The sequence below is a fragment of the Streptomyces sp. NPDC005070 genome (assembly GCF_053600395.1).
Map to the genome: position 1 here is coordinate 1 of NZ_JBSFZS010000001.1, position 18,158 is coordinate 18,158.

Below are 18,158 nucleotides of genomic sequence, written 5' to 3' on the forward strand. Positions count from 1 at the left end.
CGGCCACCGCGGCGGCGGTCGGCATCGACGCCGGGATCGCCTCTCTGGTGACCCTGTCCACCGGTGAGAAGATCGCCAATCCGGGGCACGAGCGCGGTGACCGTGCCCGGCTGGCCCGTGCACAGCGTGAACTCGCCCGCAAGGCCAGGGGCTCGGCGAACCGGGAGAAGGCCCGCCGTAAGGTCGGCCGCGTTCACGTGCGGATCGCCGACCGGCGCCGCGATTTTTTGCACAAGCTGTCGACTCGTCTCGTCCGCGAGAATCAAACGGTCGTGATCGAGGACCTCTCCGTCCGCAACCTGCTGAAGAACGGCAGGCTCGCGCGCGCCATCTCGGATGCGTCGTGGGCGGAGTTCCGCATGATGCTGGAGTACAAGTGCGCCTGGTACGGGCGCGACCTCGTGGTGATCGACCGTTGGTTTCCCAGCAGCAGGCTGTGCGGGGCCTGCAAAACGATCGCGGCGAAGATGCCGCTCAACGTCCGCGAGTGGACATGCGGCTGCGGCGCCCTGCATGACCGCGACGTGAACGCGGCACGCAACATTCTGGCCGCCGGGCTGGCGGTGTCTGCCTGTGGAGACGGTGTAAGACCTCAACGGGAGTCCTCCCGGACGGGGCAGTCGTCGCTGAAGCAGGAAACCCGGCGGGCGACCGCTGGAATCCCCCGCCTTTAGGCGGGGGAGGAAGTCAAGAGTTCTCCAGGGCGGGGATGATGGTGAACGGCTTCGGCGTCAGGCCCGCGACACAGCGGGTGTCGGGCGCGGTGGGACGCGTGAGGAACGAGGTCAGGACGCTCGCCGCGCACGGTGACTGGGGGACCACCCAGTGGCCGATTCCGGGGATCCGCACCGTCGTCGAGCGGGACAGCGTGCGGGCCGCGTACGCGCCCCAGCGGGCCCCCGTCTTGGCGTCGAAGGTTCCCGACAGTACGAGTGACGGCACGTTGCTCACGGTCGTCACCCGCTGGACCGGGGTGCGGTCCGGGACGTTCCAGACGCGGCACGCCTCGTGCTGGAAGGGGAGCTGGGGTGCCTGGGCGAGCACCGAGTCGGGCCACCCGGGGAAGGCCCGTCGGCCGGCCGCCAGCAGGGCGGCCTGCGAATGGCCCGGCACCCATTCGCTGCAGGCCACGGACTGCGTGAGGCCGTGCGCGAACTCGCCGATGACGGGTGTGGCGCCGGCGGCGCGGGCCCCCGCGAAGCGCTGCGGATCGCCGTGGGCGAGTTCGTCGAGCGCCGCGGGCACGTCGACGGCCGGCACGGCGTTGCCGACCAGCAGATTGACGAGCGCGCCCCCGTCGAGGACGACCTTGACCGGCGCACCTCCGGCGGGAGGCTGTGCCGTCACCGTCAGGGGGTGTGCCTCGAGCCGCCTGACCTGCTGGGTCAGCGTGCGCGAGAGGTCCGGGTAGCGGTTCCTGCACGCCGGCTGGGCCGCGCAGGCGGCGAAGATGGTGTTGATCCCTTCCTGTGCGCTGTCCCAGGTCCACGGCAGACTGACGATCTGGGGAGGTACGACCGAGTCGATCGCCAGCGAACGGATCCCCTGGGGGTGGCGGCGGAGGTAGGTGAGACCCAGGTCCGTGCCGTACGAGTACCCGTACACGTTCCACCGGTGGATGCCGAGCGCCTTGCGCAGGTCGGCGAAGTCGGCCGCGTTCTCGGTGGTGTTGTAGGCGCTCAGCTCGATGCCCTCGCCCGCGAGACGGTTCCGGCACTGCCTGGTCGCGCGCACCAGGCGCCGTCCGGTCGAGGGTGCGTCGTAGCGCAGTCCGACGGCCTCCGCGTTGAAGCGGTCGAGCTCCGGGCAGGCGAGGTTCGGCTGGGCGTAGAGCGTTCCGCGCTGGGTCATGACGATCAGATCGCGGTCCTGGTTCACGCCCGCGCCGATCACGAACGGCATGTCGCCGAACGCGTCGCCCCCGGGACCGCCGGCCATGAAGACGACCGGATCCGCGCCCGGCTTCGGCGAGACGGCTGGGATGATCGCGACGGCCAGTCGGATCGTCCGCCCGCCCGGGCGGGCGCGGTTCTCGGGAACCTCCAGGAACCCGCACCGTCCCGGGACCGGATCGGGCGTTTCCGGGCACGGGCCGGGCACGAATCGTGCGGGTGCTCCAGGCCGGGGCCCGCTCGCGGGGGCCGTCGCGGCGTGGCCGGGTGTCGGGGCGAGGACGCCGAGGAAGGCGAGGCCCGCGGCGGCGACGGCCACCCTGGTACGTGTCTGCCGGGAGCGTTGCCGCGCGGAACGGTACGGCGTCCGCACCGAAGCGCATCCGGAGCCGCTGTGGTGTTCTTCGCCCTCGCGACGGCCACCGTTCTCGCCCTCGCGACGGCCACCGTCCTCGCCCTCGCGACCGCCACTGCCATCGCCGTGCCCGGTGCCGCCGTTCCAGCTTCCACCGTCCCCGCCGTCGCCGATCCTGCCGCTGCCGTTCCTCGCGCTCCTGCCTTCGCCGCTCCCGCGAACGGTCGGCAGACAGCCCGTTCTGATGCGCTGTGCCCTCATGCGATCCCGTTTCTCTGACGTCCCCGGCCACGCCGATGTCGCGACGCGGGGCAGGGCTCCGCCCGACACCGCCTGCTGCGGGCGGGCACCACGTGGGCCAGCCTCGGTGCGTGGACAGACGTCCACCACTCAAGGGCTCCACTCGGAGCAGTCCTTGATCGAGTGATGCGTTCCCTCGCGCGCGGCCGCGGCGGAGCCGCCGCTCGGGGCGGAGACGCGGGTCGACGGCGGCTTCACCGGGTCCTTCTCGGTGACCACGGCACCGGCGGCGAGGAGCGTCGTGGCGCAGAGGCTGCCCCAGAGGGCGGCGGGTCCGTGGGGCGCGAGCGCGGTGATGACCGCGGGGGAGACGGCGAGGCCGAACCCGGTGGAGAGCTGGAAGCGAGCCAGGGCGCGTCCCAGGAGCCGGTCCGGGGCGAGCGCGGTGACGAGCGCGGTGGCGCTGCCCGCGTAGATGATCTCGCCCACGGTGCAGACCACGGACACCGCGGCGACCGCCGGGGCACCCCAGCCGGGGCCCAGGGAAGCGGCCGCGAGGAAGCCGAGGTACGACACGGCCAGCACCACGCCGCCGAGCGCCAGAATCCTTCGCCGGGGAAAACGGGACAGGAACACGGTGACCGGAACCTGCAGAGCGACCACCAGCACCGTGTTGGCCACGAAGACGGCGGCAGACCAGACGGGGGACGCGTGCAATTGTGTCACCAGGATCAGCGGGAGCGCGATTTCGGGGACGTTGAGGCAGAAGACGTAGACGACGTTGGCGGCCAGCAGCGCGCCCGTCCGGGGTACGGGCTCACGCTTCCGGTCCTCGGCCGGAGCGGCCGCCGGACGCGCGTGAATGTGGACCGACCAGGCCAGGGTCGCCGCGACGAGATAGGCGAGGCCGGTGACGACCGCCAGCACGCGCAACGTCTCGATGCCGCCCGCCAGGCACGCGGTGGCGACGAGCCCGCCCGCGCCCAGCCCGGCGTTGCGCAGAGCCCGGCCCGCGGCGAGTGCGGCGTCGCGTTCCCGGCCGTCCGCGACTGTGGCCACGAGAGCGGCGTGCGCGGCCGGCCAGGCCTGATTGCCGATGCCGAGGAAGAGGGCCGCCGTCGCGAACAGCCAGGCGTACCCCGGCGAGTTGGCCAGGAGCAGTACGACACCGAGCACGCGCACGAGCATCGACGCCGCGACGACCGTGCTGCGTGCTCCGCGGTCCAGCCACCGGCCCACCGCGGGCATGCACAGCAGACCCGCGACGACACCGACCGTCATGGCGGTGCCCGTGACCGGTGCCGACAGCTTCGACACCTTCACCCCGTACAGGAGCAGAAAGGGGCGCAACAGGCCGGTGCCGAGAGCGTCCACGGCCAGCGCGAAGGCATAGCGGGGGCCTCCGGAGGCACGGACGAGCGCGCGGGACCAGGTCTTGTCTTTGATTGCCATGACGTCAAGAAGGGGCCGGGTCAGGGGTGTTGGACACGTGAGTTGACGGAGGTCGTCAACCGGCGAGGTTGTCGGCCGCCTCGTCGGGGATCCTGAGGAGATGACGTTGAGGATCGACATCGGCGGACTGCCGTACGAGCGCCTGCGGTTCGCCGCGTCACCGCTGGCCGAGCTGACGGCGATGCTGCATGTGCTGGCCGAACCCGGACATCATCCGCATCTGGCCGACTGGGCCGGCCAGGTGTGGGCCGCGATGCGGCCGGAACTGGCCGAGCGGCTGCGCGAGGCGGACTTCCTGTGGCGCTCCTCGCAGGCCGACTTCCTGCTTCCCGCCCGGCCCCGGCCGACCCTCGCCGAGGAACTGGACGACGTGGACCGGATCGACGACGAGACGTATGTGACCGCCGCTCTCGTCACCACGTGCGGCAGCAACCGGCTCTACTTCGGCGCGCCTTCACCGCTGACCGACGAGAGCGCGCGGGAGCGGGCGTTGGACGTGGCCCAGGCGCGCGGCGCCCGGCAGGAGGCCTTCGCGGAACGGCTGCTCGCCGATCCCGCCGCGGTACGGGCACGGGTGCGCGACACGCTCGAACGGTGTGCCGGGGCGTTCTTCGACGCGGCGTGGACGGATGCCGCCGTGCGGCTCGCCACCGATCTGCGCCTGAAGCACGACCTGTTGAGGCGCCAGGGGCTCGAGGCGACGCTCGCGTCGGTCTCCGGCGCGATCACCCTGGCGCCGGACGGCCGGTGCATCGTGGTGGACAAGGTCCAGGACAAGGCGACCACTGCCCGGGACACCGGAGTCACCTTCATTCCCAGTGTGTTCGGCAGCCCGCACCTGGCGGTAGTCCACGCGCCCGGCTGGCAACCCGTGGTGCAGTACCCGGTCGCCGAACCGCGTCCGGCGGAGCCTGTGTCACTGGAAACGGTCACCCTGCGACTGGAGGCGCTCGGTCATCCGGTGCGGCTCCGGCTACTGCGCACCCTGGCCCGTGGCCCGCACACCACCCGCGAACTGGCCCATGCCTGGGAACTCACACCCCCCGAGGTCTCCCGGCACCTGGCCGTCCTCCGGCGGGCCGGCCTGCTGACGTCCCGACGCCAGGGGCGCTATGTGCGCTACGCCCTCAACCTGCCCGATCTGACGGCGCTGGGAGCCGACTTGCTGGCGGCCGTACTGCGCTGAGCGGCTCCGGTGTCCGCCGGCAGGTGTCGTGCCGCCCCCGGGTGCACGGGCCCGTGGTCGGTACACCTACGATGCCCTCGCTCCTGCACAACCGACATAGAGGGGGAGTCGTGGCGATAGCACCGTTCAAGTCCGAGGACCTGCTGCCCGGCGAGGGAATCATCCTTCGCAAGAACGCCAACGCGGTCATCGACGTCCGGCAGGCCGGCCTGTCCCGTTTCGCGTTCGACGACCTCATGTGGCTCGTCGGCATGCGGAACAAGGAAGCCATCGGCGGCCGGCTGTATCTGACCAACTACCGCCTGGTTTTCACGTCCCATCGCTTCAACCGTGTGTGCGGTACGTTCAGCGTCTTCCTCCCGTGCATCGACGAGGTCCGGGATTCCTCGTTCGCGGCCACCCGGCAGGTCACCGTGCACACGGGGACCCAGGACTTCACCTTCGTCGTCTGGGGCATCCCGCGACTCCTCGACGCCGTCGACGAGTGCCGCGCCGAGTTCGACGACGCGTACGTGGCCGACCTGGCCGCGATGGTCCTGGCCGAGCCCTGGAAGCTGGGCGGAGGCTTCCGGATCGCCGCCCTCAACGAAGCCGTGAACGTCATGTTGAGCTCGCTGCGGCGAGGCGCAGGTGACTACTCCACCGCCGCGACCTCCGTGGCCAACCTCATCGACAGCAGGTTCAACGCGGCGGACGTGGCCGGGACCCTGCAAGCGGCCGAGCTGCTGATGCGCGCGGGCCAGGACCCCGCCGGACGGCAGCGGCAGGAGGGGGACCGCCGCTGAGAGTCGTTGACCGAGAACCTCGCGGTTCATCCTTGGTCAGCCCGGTCTGGGGCGCGCAGCGGGCACAGGCCACCGGGCATCTCGGGGAGCTGGAAGGAGTACCGGCCGAGCATGTTGACGTGGTGCCACACGAACGGGGAAAGGCGGGCGACGTCCTCCTCACGAACCTCGTGGCCGTCGGCGCGGAGCTGGGTGCCAGCGGGGTCCATGTACCGGGAGGTGGCCACCGGCAAGCCCGGCGCCCAGACCCTGGCACGATGGCGTGCACATCACCTGCTGCAGTCCGGAGTCGGCCCTGTTCTCGTATATCTACGGCGCACGTGGGGTTGTCTTCCCGCAGTCCGTCGCCGCCTCGGCGAGCGCGTGTATCAGTGGGGTCGCGCGGTCCGTGCGCCAGATCAGGGCCCACCGGACGGGCGGGGCATCGTGGAGGGTGAGGTGGACGACGTCGGTCTGCGCGTTGTAGCGCCGTCCCTCGTCGGGGACCGTGCAGATCGCGTCACCTGCCGCGACGAGGGCGAGGATCTCATAGAATGTGGAGACGGCCGGGCCGCGGCGGACAGGGCGTCCGGCCGGCGTGCGGGTGGGTAGGACGGCGGTCTCCCAGTAGGCGGGTATGGGGCCGTTCAGGCGCGGCACGATGTGGTCGCCGAGCACCTCCATGCTCACCGACTTCTGCCGGGCGAGCGGGTGATCCGCAGCCACCATCAGGTTGAGCGGTTCCTCGCGCAGCACCACGCCGACGGTCAGGTCCGGCTCGCGGACCGGCAGCCAGGTGGTCACCGCGTCGACCTTCCCGGCCCGCAAGGCTCCGAACGGATCGCTGAAGAACACTTCCCGGAACCGGAGTTCGGCGGACGGGTGTCGGGCCCGGAAGCGAGTCAGGACCGGGGCCATGTCGTGCATCTGTGCGCCCATGACCCCCAGCGTCAGAGTGCCGGCCGAGTGGCGGGCGACGGTGGCCACCTCCGCTATGGCTTCCTGGATGCCCTCGTATGCCGGCTTCAGCCGCTGGAGGAGTACCTCTCCGACGGGGGTCATCCGCACGTGGCGGCTGGTGCGCTCGAAGAGCTGGGCTCCGATGGCGCGTTCCTGCTTCTTGATCGCCTGGCTGACACGGGCCGGGGAGACATGCAGGCGTTCGGCGCTGCGGCCGAAGTGGAGCTCCTCCGCGAGCGTCAGGAAGATCTCTATGTCCCGCAGCTCCATCTTGTCCCCCGATTCCATCCCGGACCCCGGATTCGTGAACCTATGGGTTAACGACCATAGCAAGATCGGCTGTTGTTCCCCGGCTGCCCCGGTCCGCATGCTGGAGACCGGGCCGCGCGGCCTCCCGCAGGTGGCATGAGCCGGCGCGAGGTGGCAGCGGGCCCGATCAATTCGGCCGACGGCCCGGAAGGCCCGCACCTCATTGGTGGTGGGGCCTCGCCGCCCCGTGGTCCGCCCGCCGAGCACGAACTCCTATGGAGAGATTCCCGCGTGACACCTGATCCGAGCACCGTCCATCCCCTGCCCGCCCACGAGCGGGTCGTCTTCCTCAAGCCACTGGTTGCCGGTACAAGCGTCGTGGTGGGTGACTTCACCTACTACGACGATCCCGACGGGGCGACCGGCTTCGCACAGTGCAATGTGCTGTACGCCTACGGTCCGGAGCGGCTGATCATCGGCAGGTACTGCGCGATCGCCACGGGCACCCGGTTCCTGATGGCGGGCGCGGACCACCCGTCGATGGGGGTGTCCACCTTCCCCTTCAGCCTGTTCGGCGGGGAGTGGACCGAGCAGACCCTTGACCTCGTCACCGGCATGCCCAGCCGCGGGGACACGGTGGTCGGCAACGACGTGTGGTTCGGATACGGGGCCACCGTGATGCCAGGGGTACGGATCGGTGACGGCGCAGTGGTCGCGGCCGGAGCGATGGTCACCGCCGACGTGCCGCCCTACACCATCGTGGGCGGGAACCCGGCCCGGACGATCAGACAGCGCTTCGACGACAGCGACATCGAACGGCTCGTGCGGGCCGCCTGGTGGGACTGGCCCGTCGAACTCGTAACCGCGCACGCCCGGACCATCATGGCCGGTTCCCCGCGGGACATCGAGCGCATCGCCACCGCCGAAGGTCTGGAGCAGCGGTGACGCCCCCGGCCATCGAGGAGTACACGGTGTCCGGTCGCGGCAGCGGCCCGTACGCGATCACCACCGGCCCGGACGGCGCGCTGTGGTTCACCATGGTGCACAGCGGCAGGATCGGCCGGCTGATCCCGGGACAGGAACCGACCAGTCGTCAACTCGCCCCGGACAGCGGTCCGACGGTCATCAGCAACGGGCCTGACGGAGCGTTGTGGTTCACGGAGTACCGGGCGCACCGGATCGGGCGGATCACGACGGCCGGCCGGGTGACGGAGTTCGCACTGCCGACCGCAAAGTGCGGGCCTTTCGGTATCGCCGCGGGGCCGGACGGCGCGCTGTGGTTCACTGAGACCGCCGCCAACCGCATCGGCCGTCTCACCACCGACGGAACGGTCACGGAGTACCCGCTGCCCCGCACCGGCGCATTTCCCTCCGCGATCGCCGCGGCCGGGGATGCGATGTGGTTCACACTGAACCAGGCCAACGCCATCGGTCGTGTCTGCATGGACGGCTCCGTTGCGGTCCACGAGCTACCCACCGAGGCGGCTGCTCCGGTGGGCATCGCCGTGAGCCCGGACGGAAGCGTCTGGTTCACCGAGATCGCGGCCGGTCAGATCGGTCGCCGAGCGCCCGACGGCCGGATCACCGAGTACCCCCTGCCCGACCGTTCGGCGCGGCCGCACGCCGTCACCACCGACGCCGACGGCACGGCGTGGTTCACCGAGTGGGGCGCCAACCGCGTCGGCTCGGTCACGTCCGACGGCAAAGTCACTGTCCACGAGCTACCCACCCCGGCCTCGGAGCCGCACGGGATCACGTGGGGCCCGGACGGCGCCTTGTGGACGGCTTTGGAGACGGGCGCACTGGCCCGCATCGAACCGACCACCACCAGAACCACCATCACTTCCAAGAACACCGAACAGAGGAACGCCTCATGAAATACGCCCTCGTGATCTTCGAGACGCATGCGTCACGCGCTCGGATCCAGGCGGACCGCGACGCCCACCGGAAGGCGTACGAGACCTGGATCGGCGAGCTCGCGGCAGCGGGCAAGCTGGCGGGCGGCGACGCCCTCGACACCGAGCGCCGGGGCCCCGTCACCGTACGCAAGACGTTGGACGGATCCGCGGTGGTGACCGAGGGTCCCGTGCACAGCGGCGAGGAGACCCTCGGCGGCTGGTTCGTGCTGGATGTGGCCGACCACGCCGAGGCCATCGCGCTGGCCCGCGGCTTCCCCACCCCGGAGACGCTCGAAATCCGCCCGATCCTCGACTCGGCCTGAGCAGCAGCACGCGGCCCTAGACGCTCTCTGCCCGGACATCCGGCCTGCCTGACCAGCACGACGTACCGGGTCCCGAGCGCTGTATCCCTTCACAGGAGTTGACTTGACACTGACATCGGTGAGCTACCGACCTCTGACCGACCCCACAGAGATCGATCTCTTCTGCCAGTTCTCCTACGTCCTCGACCACGAACTGACCGACGACTTCGCCAGCGGCTGCCGCCGCCCCGAGTGGACCTGGGTGGCCCTGGACGGCGACCGTCTCCTTGCCCGGCTCGCCTGGTGGACGACCCCGGGCGGTGACGTCCCGCTGCAGTTCGATTTCTTCGACATCGACGACACGCTGCCCCGGGCCGACCGCGACGAGATCGGCCTGCGGCTGTTCGAGACGGCGACGGCGACCGTCTTCCCGGCGGGCGCGAAGCTGCCGGAGTACGGCCGCTTCGTCCCGTCCGACTGGCACGAGGACCCCGAGGCCCGCGAAGTGGTCGACTCCCGCATACGCGTGCTGAAGAGCACGGGCGCACGGCTGCTGGTCGAACGGCTGCGGCTGCAGTGGACCCCGTCGTCCCTGCTCCCGGAATCCAGGGGGCGTCTCGTCTTCCGCCCGGTGGCCGACCGTGAGGACCTCCTCGCCCTCATGGCCCAGGTTATGGAGGGCACCCTCGACGCCCACGGCCAGGCGGACCTGGCATCCGGACTGAGCCCGCGCGAGGCGGCGGAACAGCACTACGACGGCGAGTTCGCCGGGTTCAAGAGCCCGCACGAGTGGTGGCGCATCGCCGAACTCCCCGACGGGGGCAGGCCGGTGGGCTTCGTGGTCCCCGCCCGCAACAGCTACCACCCGATCATCGCCTACATCGGAGTCCTTCCCGGCCACCGCGGTAACGGCTACATCGACGACATCCTTGCCGAGGGCACCCGTATCCTGGCCGCCGAGGGCGTCGACCGGATCAGGGCCTCGACGGACCTCGGCAACATCCCCATGGCGAAGTCCTTCGCCCGCGCCGGATACGTCAACTTCGAACGTTCCCTCAACCTGGTCTGGGACTGAACTGCCGCGGGTCTGACCCGTGATGCGGATCAGACTCCTGCCCGAAGGCCGTCACGGACTCGGCATCTGACCACGGTCTCCGGTTCTATGCATGACAGCTTCTCGGGATTGTGTACCGCGTGAACCTCAGTGATGAGGCCGTCGTCGATGCGCCTAGTCACGGTCGTGGCGATCGCGCCGGTGAACTGGACCATCAGGGGGGCCGGTCGCCAGTGACCGCCCGGTTCTCGTATAGGGCAAGTGGCGTCGGTACGTATTTCCCTGTTCAGCAGCCTGATCCACCGTCCCGGTAAGCCGCACATTTGCCGCGACGATGGACCGCGCCAGCAAGGTCGATCACCGCGACTTCGCGCGTGAGATGTGCCTATTTACTGCGAGAGGCCCAGATAGTTCATCACTCTCCGCTGCATGCCCCTCTGTCGCTATGCGAGAACCGGGCCGAGTCCGATGCGAAGCGCAAGGCTGCCAACGACGAGTGTTACGGGCAGATTCGCGAGGTAGCTGCGACGCGGAAGGCCGTGGCGCAGAAGAGTCCGATCATGCCCGCGCAGATGAAGGACCTTACCCGCCTCATGGAGCAGCTGGGCACGGAGCGGTTCGACGCCGAGTATGTCAAGGCCGCAAGGGCACCACGATCAGGCCAAGGGCCCCCAGAGAACGGACCGCCACAGCCTCGAAGCGGCTGGCCAAGGCTGCGCTACCAGTGGTACCGCTCCGGCACCGCGATCACCGGCGCGACGAAGAGCACGTACACGCTGACGGCGTCCGGCAAGGACAAGATGATGACCGTCAAGGTGACTGCCAAGAAGGCCGGCTACACCAGCGGCACCGCCACCAGCACGGCGGTCCGCGTCAGCTCACCATCAGGCGCCCTTGAGGCCCGGCCGCCCGTCCGGGACCGGGCCTCAAGCACGTTCACCGCAGGTCACGGCGATCCGGAAAGTCCGTGAACGCCCTCCGGCCGTGCGTGACCGGCTGCGCACCGGTGGATTGCGCGCGCTCTTCCAGATCCGCGCGGGACCAGCCCGGCGCCCAGCTCGCCGACCCCGGAGCGGTCACCGGGTCCCGGCGCGGCCGGGCGGGTACTGCGGACACAGGCGCCTGTAGGGCGTGTCCCCGACGTGTCGTCTCCATTCCTGGTGCGTGAGATTGCGGCCCGCCCTGCGGCACAGTTCGTCGGCCCATCGCCGGGGTACGGGGATGATCCTGGCGGCCCTGTCCCAGGAGGCGGTGGCGAGGAGCGTGCCGTCCGGGCTGAACGCCACGGAGGTGACCCAGCCGTCCGTGGCGCCGAGTGTGGTGACGAGGTGTCCGTCTCCGACGTCGAAGAGGCGTGCCGGTGCCGTACGGTCCCGGCTCCCGATCGCGACCGTGCCGCCGTCCGGGCTGAATGCCACGGCCGTCACCGGGTCGTTCTGCTTCGCGAGGGTGCGGACGACGGAGTGGGCCGCGATGTCCCACAGGCGTGTGGTGCCGTCGTTCGCGACGGTGGCCAGGGTCTTTGCGTCAGGGCTGAACGCCACCCCGTTGACGATGGCGCCGACGTCGAAGCGCGCGGTCGTGCGGTGAGTCCGCAGGTCCCACAGGCGGGCCGTTCCGTCGGTGGACGCCGTCGCCAGCGTCCTCCCGTCGGAGCTGAACCGCACGCCGTCCACCCAGCCGTCGTGGCCGTACAGGGTGCCGACGCAGCGGTGGGTGCGGGTGTCCCACAACCGCGCGGTGCCGTCGGTGGAGGCGGTCGCGAGCGTCTTCCCGTCGGGGCTGAAGGCCACCGAGTCCACGGCGCCGACATGCCCTCGCAGGGTGGCGAGGGCGCGGTGGGTGCGGGTGTCCCAGAGGCGCGTACGGCCCTCTTCGTCCCCGGTAGCCAGCACGGGGTCACGGGGGCTGAAGCCCACCGCGAGCACGTGTGGCCCATGGTGGAGCACGGCGGTCGTACGGCCGCTGTCCGCGTCCCACAGCCGTACGGTGCCGTCCCTGCTCCCGGTCGTCAGCGTGCGGCCGTCGGGGCCGAACGCCACGGCATCCAGGTAGCCGCTGTGGCCCGTCAGTTCCCTGACCGCTCGCCGGACCGAGATGCCCCACACCCGTGCGGTTCCGTCCGAGGAGGCCGTGGCGACGGACTTCCCGTCCGGACCGAAGGCCACCGCGTTGACGGCGTCCGTATGGCCCTCCAGGACGGAGCCCTTACGGGTGCGCAGGTCCCACAGCCGGGCGGTGCCGTCCCGGCTTCCGGTCGCCAGCGTGCGGCCGTCGGGGCTGAACGCCACCGAGCTCACCACCCGTGTATGTCCGTGCAGCGTGGCCGAGGAACGCCGTGTACGCACGTCCCACAGGCGGGATGTGCCGTCCGCGGAGCCCGCCGCCAGCGTCCTCCCGTCGGGACTGAACGCCACGGAGAACACCTCCCTCCCGTGACCGCTCAGGACGGCGGTGCTCCTGTGGCTGCGCAGGTCCCACAGCCGGGCCGTGTCGTCCCAACTGCCGGTCGCCAGCGTGCGGCCGTCGGGACTGAACGCCACCGAGCCCACTCTGCCGGAGTGCCCGGTCAGGGTGGCGAGCGGCCGGCCCGTACGGGATTCCCACAGCCGGGTGGTGCCGCTCTCCGAACCGGTGGCCAGGGTCCTGCCGTCGCGGCCGAACGCGACGGAGGTGACCGGGCCCGCGTGCTCCGTCAGCCGGATGACGCTCTCACCGGTGCGCACGTTCCAGAGGCGGGCGGTGCCGTCGAGGGAGCCCGTGGCCAAGGTCTTCCCGTCGGGGCTGAAGGCCACGGAGGTGACCTCGCGGGTGTGCCCGGTGAGAACCGTCGCCTTCCCGTCGTGGTCGGCACGCCACAGTCGGACGGTGTGGTCCCTGCCGCCGGTGGCCACCGCGCGGCCGTCGGGGCTGTACGCCACCGCCGTGACCCCGCCCGTGTGGCCGATCAGCGGCCGAACAGGGTGCACGGGCGCCGCCAGGGCGCCCTGCGCGCTCGCGGTGGTCGTCGCGTCCGACCGGAGACGCAGCCCGGCCAGGGCCAGGAGGCCGGCCAGCTCGGGCCGGGTCGCGAGTGCCGCGCGGGAGTCCGCCGCGAGACTGCTCGCTCTGGCGGTGCGGCTCTGGTCGTCGGCCGTCCTGCGCTCCGCCTCGGCCGTCCGGCGTTCCGTCTCGGCGGACCGCCACTGCCAGCCGGCCAGCAGTGTGGCGGTCAGCGCGGAGACGACCAGCATCGCGAGGACCGCGGTGAGACGCCGTAAGCGCCGATTGCTGCGCAGCGCGGCTTCGGCCCGCGCCGTCGCCGCCTGGATCTCGGCCCGGGCCGCCGTCTCACTCTCCGCCAGGAACATGCTCTCCAGCGGATTGAGGTCGGCGCGCCGCCCCTGCGCCATGTCCGCGGCACGGACGAGCCGGTGGCCGCGGTACAGGCTCCCCGGATCGCGTCCGAGAGCCTGCCAGGAATCGGCGGCGGCCGTGAGGTCGCGGTGCGCCCGCAGCCAGTCGCGGTCCTCGGCGAGCCAGCCCCGCAGCAGGTCCCAGGCCCGTACAAGCGCCTCGTGCGTGATCTGGACGACCCCGTCGTCGGCGGTGACCAGGCGTTTGTCCACCAGCCGTTCCAGAGCGACCCGAGCCGGACCGCCTTCGTGGGCCAGCTCGTCCTCGCGGACCCTGCGGCGCACCGCCTCACCGCCCTCGTCCACCGCGACCAGCCGGAGCAGCAGCCGCCGGGCCGCCTGCCGCTGGTCGGGGTCGAGGGCGTCGTACGTCCCCTGGGCCGTGTTGGCCACCGCGTCCCGGATGCCACCGGACGCCCGGTAGCCGGCCAGGGTCATACGGTTGCCGTCGCCCTGAGCCCAGGTCGCCCGCAGAGCGTGCGCCAGCAGCGGAAGGGACCCGGCGTCGTGACCGCCGCCCTGAACACCCAGGTCCCGCAGCAGGGTTTCCACCAGGCCCGGTTCGAGATCCAGGCCCGCGGTGCGCGCCGGGCCCACGACCGCCTCGCGCAGATCCGGCTCGCTCATCGGCCCCAGGACGAGACTGCCCGAGCCGGCCGCTCCAGCGAGTCCCGGGACGGCGATGCAGCGGTGGAAGTAGTCCGCGCGCACGGCCAGTACCACCGGGGCCGGCCCGCGGCCGCCCGCCTCGCCGGCGGCCCGTTCGATGAGCCGGGCCACGAAGCGACGCCGTTCCTCATGATCGGCGCACTGGGTGAAGATCTCCTCGAACTGGTCCACGATCAGCACTGGTTGACCGGTCCGGCCGTTCTCGTCCTCCGGCGGCCGATCGAGCCCGTCCAGCCGCCGCAGCGCCTCCAGCGGGTGCGGGCCGGGGGTGATACGCAGCGCCGTCGAGGCACCGGTGCCGTACGGGGACAGCTCTCCTCGGCGCAGCGCCGGGACCAGACCGGCGCTCAGCAGGGAGGACTTGCCGGCCCCCGACGCTCCGGTGACGAACAGCGGCGGTCCGCCGTCGAGGCGGTTCTTCAGGAGACTGAGAAGTTCCTCGACCTGGGCGGTGCGGCCGAAGAACCAGGCGGCGGTGTCCTCGGTGAACGCGTGCAGTCCCGGATAGGGGCATCGTTCGTCGACGCGACCTCGAGTGGCGCCGGATCCACGGTCGGAACCGGAGGGGCGGGCCAGCAGGCTCTTCAGCGCCAGGTAGTCGCCGAGCAGGTTTTCCGCTCGGTTCTGCCTCTCCCTTCGGTCGATCTTCAACCGGGCCAGGCACGTGCTGACGTACGCGTCGAACAGGGCGCGGTCAGGAACCCTGGTGCCCCGGCCGTTCTCGAGGTCGGAGATGGTCGAACCGGCCGAGTCGGTCCCGCGGGCGAGAGCCTTCTGGGTCAGGCCGGCTTCGCCGCGCAGTTCGCTCAGCCGCTGCCCCAGCAAGGCCCGGCGCAGGTTCACCTCGTCGCTCCCGTCCTGGGCCGGCGTCATCCGCTCACCCGGCGGCGAGAGCTCCGGTGAACTCCGGAGTCAACGGGCCGAAACCGCCTCCGGCCTGGGCGTTCACCCGGTGATTCCGGACTCGACCGCCACGGGGGACGGACCTCCCCGCTCCGGGGCAGGCTGGTCCCGGCCGAGCTCCCCCGATCGAGCAGGGGCGTTCGGCCGGCCGGAACACCAACACTCACTCTCTGCCTCCCCGTCGCTCACGCGATGTCGTCAGGAGCGTATGCGCCCGCCCCGCACAGGGGTCTCGGTTCGCCACAAAAAGGGCTTCGCGTGCTCCTTTGCACCGCCTTCTCCGCGGCGACCGGCAACCGCCGCCAACGAAAGGATCACGATGAACAACGGAACGAACGACCGGGTGAACGAGGACGCCGCATCCGGTAAGGGCCGCGGCCAGGACGACGGCCCCACCGCCCAGCGCCTCGGTCGCACGGCCCTGTTCGGCCTGGTGCGCGGGATCGCCACCGCGACCGGTTCGGCGCTGATCGCCGGGATCACGTGGTGGACGCGGGACCATTGACCTCCTGCGGTGGGTCCGCGCGCCCCGCGTGGACCCACCGCCCTCCGGGGCAGGCGTCCGTCAACGCGGCGGCGTGGCCCCGCCCCGGCCGACGGTGTGACCGTCGAACCAGGCCTGGGCCGCCGCGCGTTCGGCCTGGGTCGGCTTCGGGTTCAGCCGGTCCGGGTCGCGGATCAGGAGGTGATCGCGGGCGGCCTGCAGTCCGATGGCGCGGGCCTCCGGCGACAGGCCGGGGTGGTCGGCGACCTCCATGGCTCGCTGCCACCAGCTCCGGTTGTGGGGGCTGATGGAGTAGTGCCACAGCGGCTGTTCGGGGTCGGCGACACCGATCAGTACCCGGCGCAGGACGTGGCCGTTGATGCCCGGGGTGCCGAGCAGTCGGTCGGCCACGAGCAGCGGATGCTCCTCGTCGAGGCGGGCCCGGACCAGGACCCAGGTCATCAACTGGCCCACGTCGTGGGAGGGTGAGGTGACGACGTCCCACAGTTCGGCGGCCTTGGCCTCGTCGGGGGCGCCGAGGTGGGTGAGCAGCCGCACCTGGTTCTTCCACACCGGCCGGGCTCCGTTCCACCAGGAGACCAGCTTTCCCGCGGCCGGATGGTCCAGGTCGAGGGCGAGGCAGGTCAAGGTGACGAGCGGGTGGCGCCACTCGGTGTACGTGGTCCGGTAGGTCTTGGTGAGGTCCTTGAGCCGGCGCGGCAGCAGCGCCTCGACGTCGGCCTCCGTGGCCTTGCCGTGGGCGAGGAGGAGTTCGAGGCAGAAGCCGAGTCCCTGCAGACCGGTGGCCGGGTCGGCCACCCGCTCCCGCAACCAGCGCACATCGGTGTCGGTGAGCGTCCGGTACCGGTGCCACACGCGGCTCAACGCCCCCTCGGAGGCGGTGAGATCGGTGCCGGTGCCGGACAAGAGCTCGTCCCGCACGGCCTCGTAGCGCTCCACGGCGGTCAGCACCTCGGCGGTGTCGGTGCCGACGGGCACGGAACCGCCGGGCCGCAGCGCCTCCTCCCGTACGAGATCCACCTGGTCGTGGGCGGCGGCCGCCGCGAGGACGCGCAGGGTGTGGGGGAGCCGTTCGTCCGTGCCGAAGCGGACCGCCGCGAGCGCTGCGTAGGACAGGCCGGCGTGATGGTCCGTCCCCGTCTCCCGGCGCCAGTCGGCCGTGACGGCCCCGATCAGCGCGTCGTACAAGCCGCGCAGGGAAGTCTCCGGGGCAGCGGACGTGGTGAGCTCCGCCGCGAGGTCGGCCGCGGCCCGTACCGCGTCGGGCTCGCGGAGCGACCGGTGCAGCGCCAGCCAGGAGTAGACCGAAGGGCGGTCGCCCGCGAGCGCGCACTCCCGCACCACGGCCAGGCCGCGCTCGGACGGCACCTGCCGCAGGACACCGGACGCGCCGGCGCCGAGGTCGGCGACCAGCTCCCACGCCTCCTCCCGGCCGTGGCGCAGCAACGCGTGGAGCAGTGCCCGCCAGGCACGCCACTCCGTCAGCGGCCCTTCACGCTCCAGCCGCCAGGCGGTCAGCAGCCGATCCGTCTCGTCGGCCGTGAGTTCGTCCCGCCGCTCCAGCGAGGCCACGAACCGCGTCGCGGCGGAGAGGTCCAGCGGGTCGCGCAGCCGTTCGTGGAGCCACGCGGCCTCGGCCGGTGACAGCGGCCGGTACCGGAGGGAGGGAGCGCCGCGGTCCACCGGTTCGTCCAGCGCCGCGAGGAACTGGCGCACGCCGTCGGGGTCTCCGGGACTGGGCAGGCCCGCCTCGTCCCGGGGGGTGATCCGGTCCAGCCGGAAGGCGCTCCTGGGCCCGCCGTCGACGACCCGGAAACCGGTCGGCCCCTCGCCGAGTCCGGCGGCGACGGCGGCGTGATCGCCGCCCCAGTGCAGCAGCAGCTCGCCCGTCAGGGAGCCGGAGCGGTCGAAGGCACGCCGGTGGGACTGCCAGTGCCAGTACGCGAAGGAGGCGGGGCCGCCGAGTCCGCTCGCCGCGAGGAGTTCCGCCGCGTCACCGTGGCCGTCGGACTGGGTGTAGCGGGCCCGGCTCGGCGGCGACAGCACGAAGAACCCGTCCCCTTCGAGCTCCTGCCACCACGCCTTGATCACGCCGAGGTCCGAGCGTCGCCGCGTCGTACGCTGCCCGGGCGGGGCGGTGTCGGGGCTGGTCACGTGCTGCTCCCTGGGGTTTCGGGATCCCTCCCGGACGGATCTTCCATCCGGGACTCACCCTGCCACAGGGCTCTGACACTCCCTTCCGCGCTCGGTCTGCCGGGCCTTCAACGGGTTTGCCTGTTTCAGTCGTTGTGCCGGTCCGTGCCTCCGGTCGTCGTCTGCCACGTGGCCGGCCGG

14 protein-coding genes and 1 pseudogene are annotated in these 18,158 nt (G+C 71.4%); 9 read left to right on the forward strand and 6 right to left on the reverse strand.

What is annotated here, in order from left to right:
* On the forward strand, window positions 1–674 hold a 674-nt coding region (locus tag ACWEBX_RS00005; protein ID WP_451882616.1), incomplete at its 5' end, for an RNA-guided endonuclease TnpB family protein.
* 13 nt (window positions 675–687) lie between these two features.
* Here ACWEBX_RS00005 and ACWEBX_RS00010 read toward each other — a convergent pair.
* Together ACWEBX_RS00010 and ACWEBX_RS00015 are read right to left on the reverse strand one after the other, a co-directional pair.
* Entirely contained in the window at window positions 688–2,508 is a 1,821-nt protein-coding gene (locus ACWEBX_RS00010) for an alpha/beta fold hydrolase (protein WP_451882617.1), read from the reverse strand.
* Between the two features lie 129 nt (window positions 2,509–2,637).
* Window positions 2,638–3,939 carry an MFS transporter gene (locus ACWEBX_RS00015; RefSeq protein WP_451882618.1) on the reverse strand — a complete coding sequence of 434 codons (1,302 nt, stop codon included), beginning with the start codon at window positions 3,937–3,939 and terminating at the stop codon, window positions 2,638–2,640.
* A 100-nt stretch (window positions 3,940–4,039) separates the two neighbouring features.
* On the opposite strand from ACWEBX_RS00015, the gene ACWEBX_RS00020 reads away from it, so the two are divergent.
* On the forward strand, window positions 4,040–5,125 hold the full coding sequence (locus ACWEBX_RS00020; protein ID WP_451882619.1) for a DUF5937 family protein: 1,086 nt from the start codon (window positions 4,040–4,042) through the stop codon (window positions 5,123–5,125).
* A 110-nt stretch (window positions 5,126–5,235) separates the two neighbouring features.
* On the forward strand, window positions 5,236–5,910 hold the full coding sequence (locus ACWEBX_RS00025) for a hypothetical protein (RefSeq protein ID WP_451882620.1): 675 nt from the start codon (window positions 5,236–5,238) through the stop codon (window positions 5,908–5,910).
* Between the two features lie 26 nt (window positions 5,911–5,936).
* On the opposite strand, the pseudogene ACWEBX_RS00030 reads toward ACWEBX_RS00025, so the two are convergent.
* Both ACWEBX_RS00030 and ACWEBX_RS00035 read right to left on the reverse strand, forming a co-directional pair.
* Window positions 5,937–6,128, reverse strand: a pseudogene (locus ACWEBX_RS00030) (Tn3 family transposase); the annotation flags it as partial.
* Window positions 6,129–6,219: 91 nt separating this feature from the next.
* A complete protein-coding gene (locus tag ACWEBX_RS00035) occupies window positions 6,220–7,137 on the reverse strand; it encodes a LysR family transcriptional regulator (RefSeq protein ID WP_451882621.1) in 918 nt (305 codons plus the stop codon).
* Between the two features lie 252 nt (window positions 7,138–7,389).
* Here ACWEBX_RS00035 and ACWEBX_RS00040 point away from each other — a divergent pair, with 252 nt between their 5' ends.
* From ACWEBX_RS00040 to ACWEBX_RS00060, 5 genes are all read left to right on the forward strand, one after another.
* Window positions 7,390–8,043, forward strand: a complete 654-nt coding sequence (locus tag ACWEBX_RS00040) for a CatB-related O-acetyltransferase (RefSeq protein WP_451882622.1) — start codon at window positions 7,390–7,392, stop codon at window positions 8,041–8,043.
* Window positions 8,040–8,975 carry a virginiamycin B lyase family protein gene (locus ACWEBX_RS00045; RefSeq protein ID WP_451882623.1) on the forward strand — a complete coding sequence of 312 codons (936 nt, stop codon included), beginning with the start codon at window positions 8,040–8,042 and terminating at the stop codon, window positions 8,973–8,975. The genes ACWEBX_RS00040 and ACWEBX_RS00045 overlap by 4 nt, the downstream gene beginning before the upstream one ends.
* Entirely contained in the window at window positions 8,972–9,319 is a 348-nt protein-coding gene (locus ACWEBX_RS00050) for a YciI family protein (protein WP_451882624.1), read from the forward strand. Before ACWEBX_RS00045 ends, ACWEBX_RS00050 begins: the two co-directional genes overlap by 4 nt.
* 118 nt (window positions 9,320–9,437) lie before the next feature.
* Window positions 9,438–10,373 carry a GNAT family N-acetyltransferase gene (locus ACWEBX_RS00055; RefSeq protein WP_451882625.1) on the forward strand — a complete coding sequence of 312 codons (936 nt, stop codon included), beginning with the start codon at window positions 9,438–9,440 and terminating at the stop codon, window positions 10,371–10,373.
* A gap of 353 nt (window positions 10,374–10,726) precedes the next feature.
* Window positions 10,727–11,323 (forward strand): hypothetical protein, encoded by a 597-nt coding sequence (locus tag ACWEBX_RS00060; RefSeq protein WP_451882626.1) that lies wholly within the window; start codon window positions 10,727–10,729, stop codon window positions 11,321–11,323.
* 105 nt (window positions 11,324–11,428) lie between these two features.
* Here ACWEBX_RS00060 and ACWEBX_RS00065 read toward each other — a convergent pair whose 3' ends face one another.
* Window positions 11,429–15,289, reverse strand: a complete 3,861-nt coding sequence (locus ACWEBX_RS00065) for an nSTAND1 domain-containing NTPase (protein ID WP_451882627.1) — start codon at window positions 15,287–15,289, stop codon at window positions 11,429–11,431.
* A 349-nt stretch (window positions 15,290–15,638) separates the two neighbouring features.
* On the opposite strand from ACWEBX_RS00065, the gene ACWEBX_RS00070 reads away from it, so the two are divergent.
* Entirely contained in the window at window positions 15,639–15,824 is a 186-nt protein-coding gene (locus ACWEBX_RS00070; protein ID WP_451882628.1) for a hypothetical protein, read from the forward strand.
* 60 nt (window positions 15,825–15,884) lie between these two features.
* Here ACWEBX_RS00070 and ACWEBX_RS00075 read toward each other — a convergent pair whose 3' ends face one another.
* On the reverse strand, window positions 15,885–17,978 hold the full coding sequence (locus ACWEBX_RS00075; RefSeq protein ID WP_451882629.1) for a hypothetical protein: 2,094 nt from the start codon (window positions 17,976–17,978) through the stop codon (window positions 15,885–15,887).
* Window positions 17,979–18,158 lie beyond the last annotated feature (180 nt).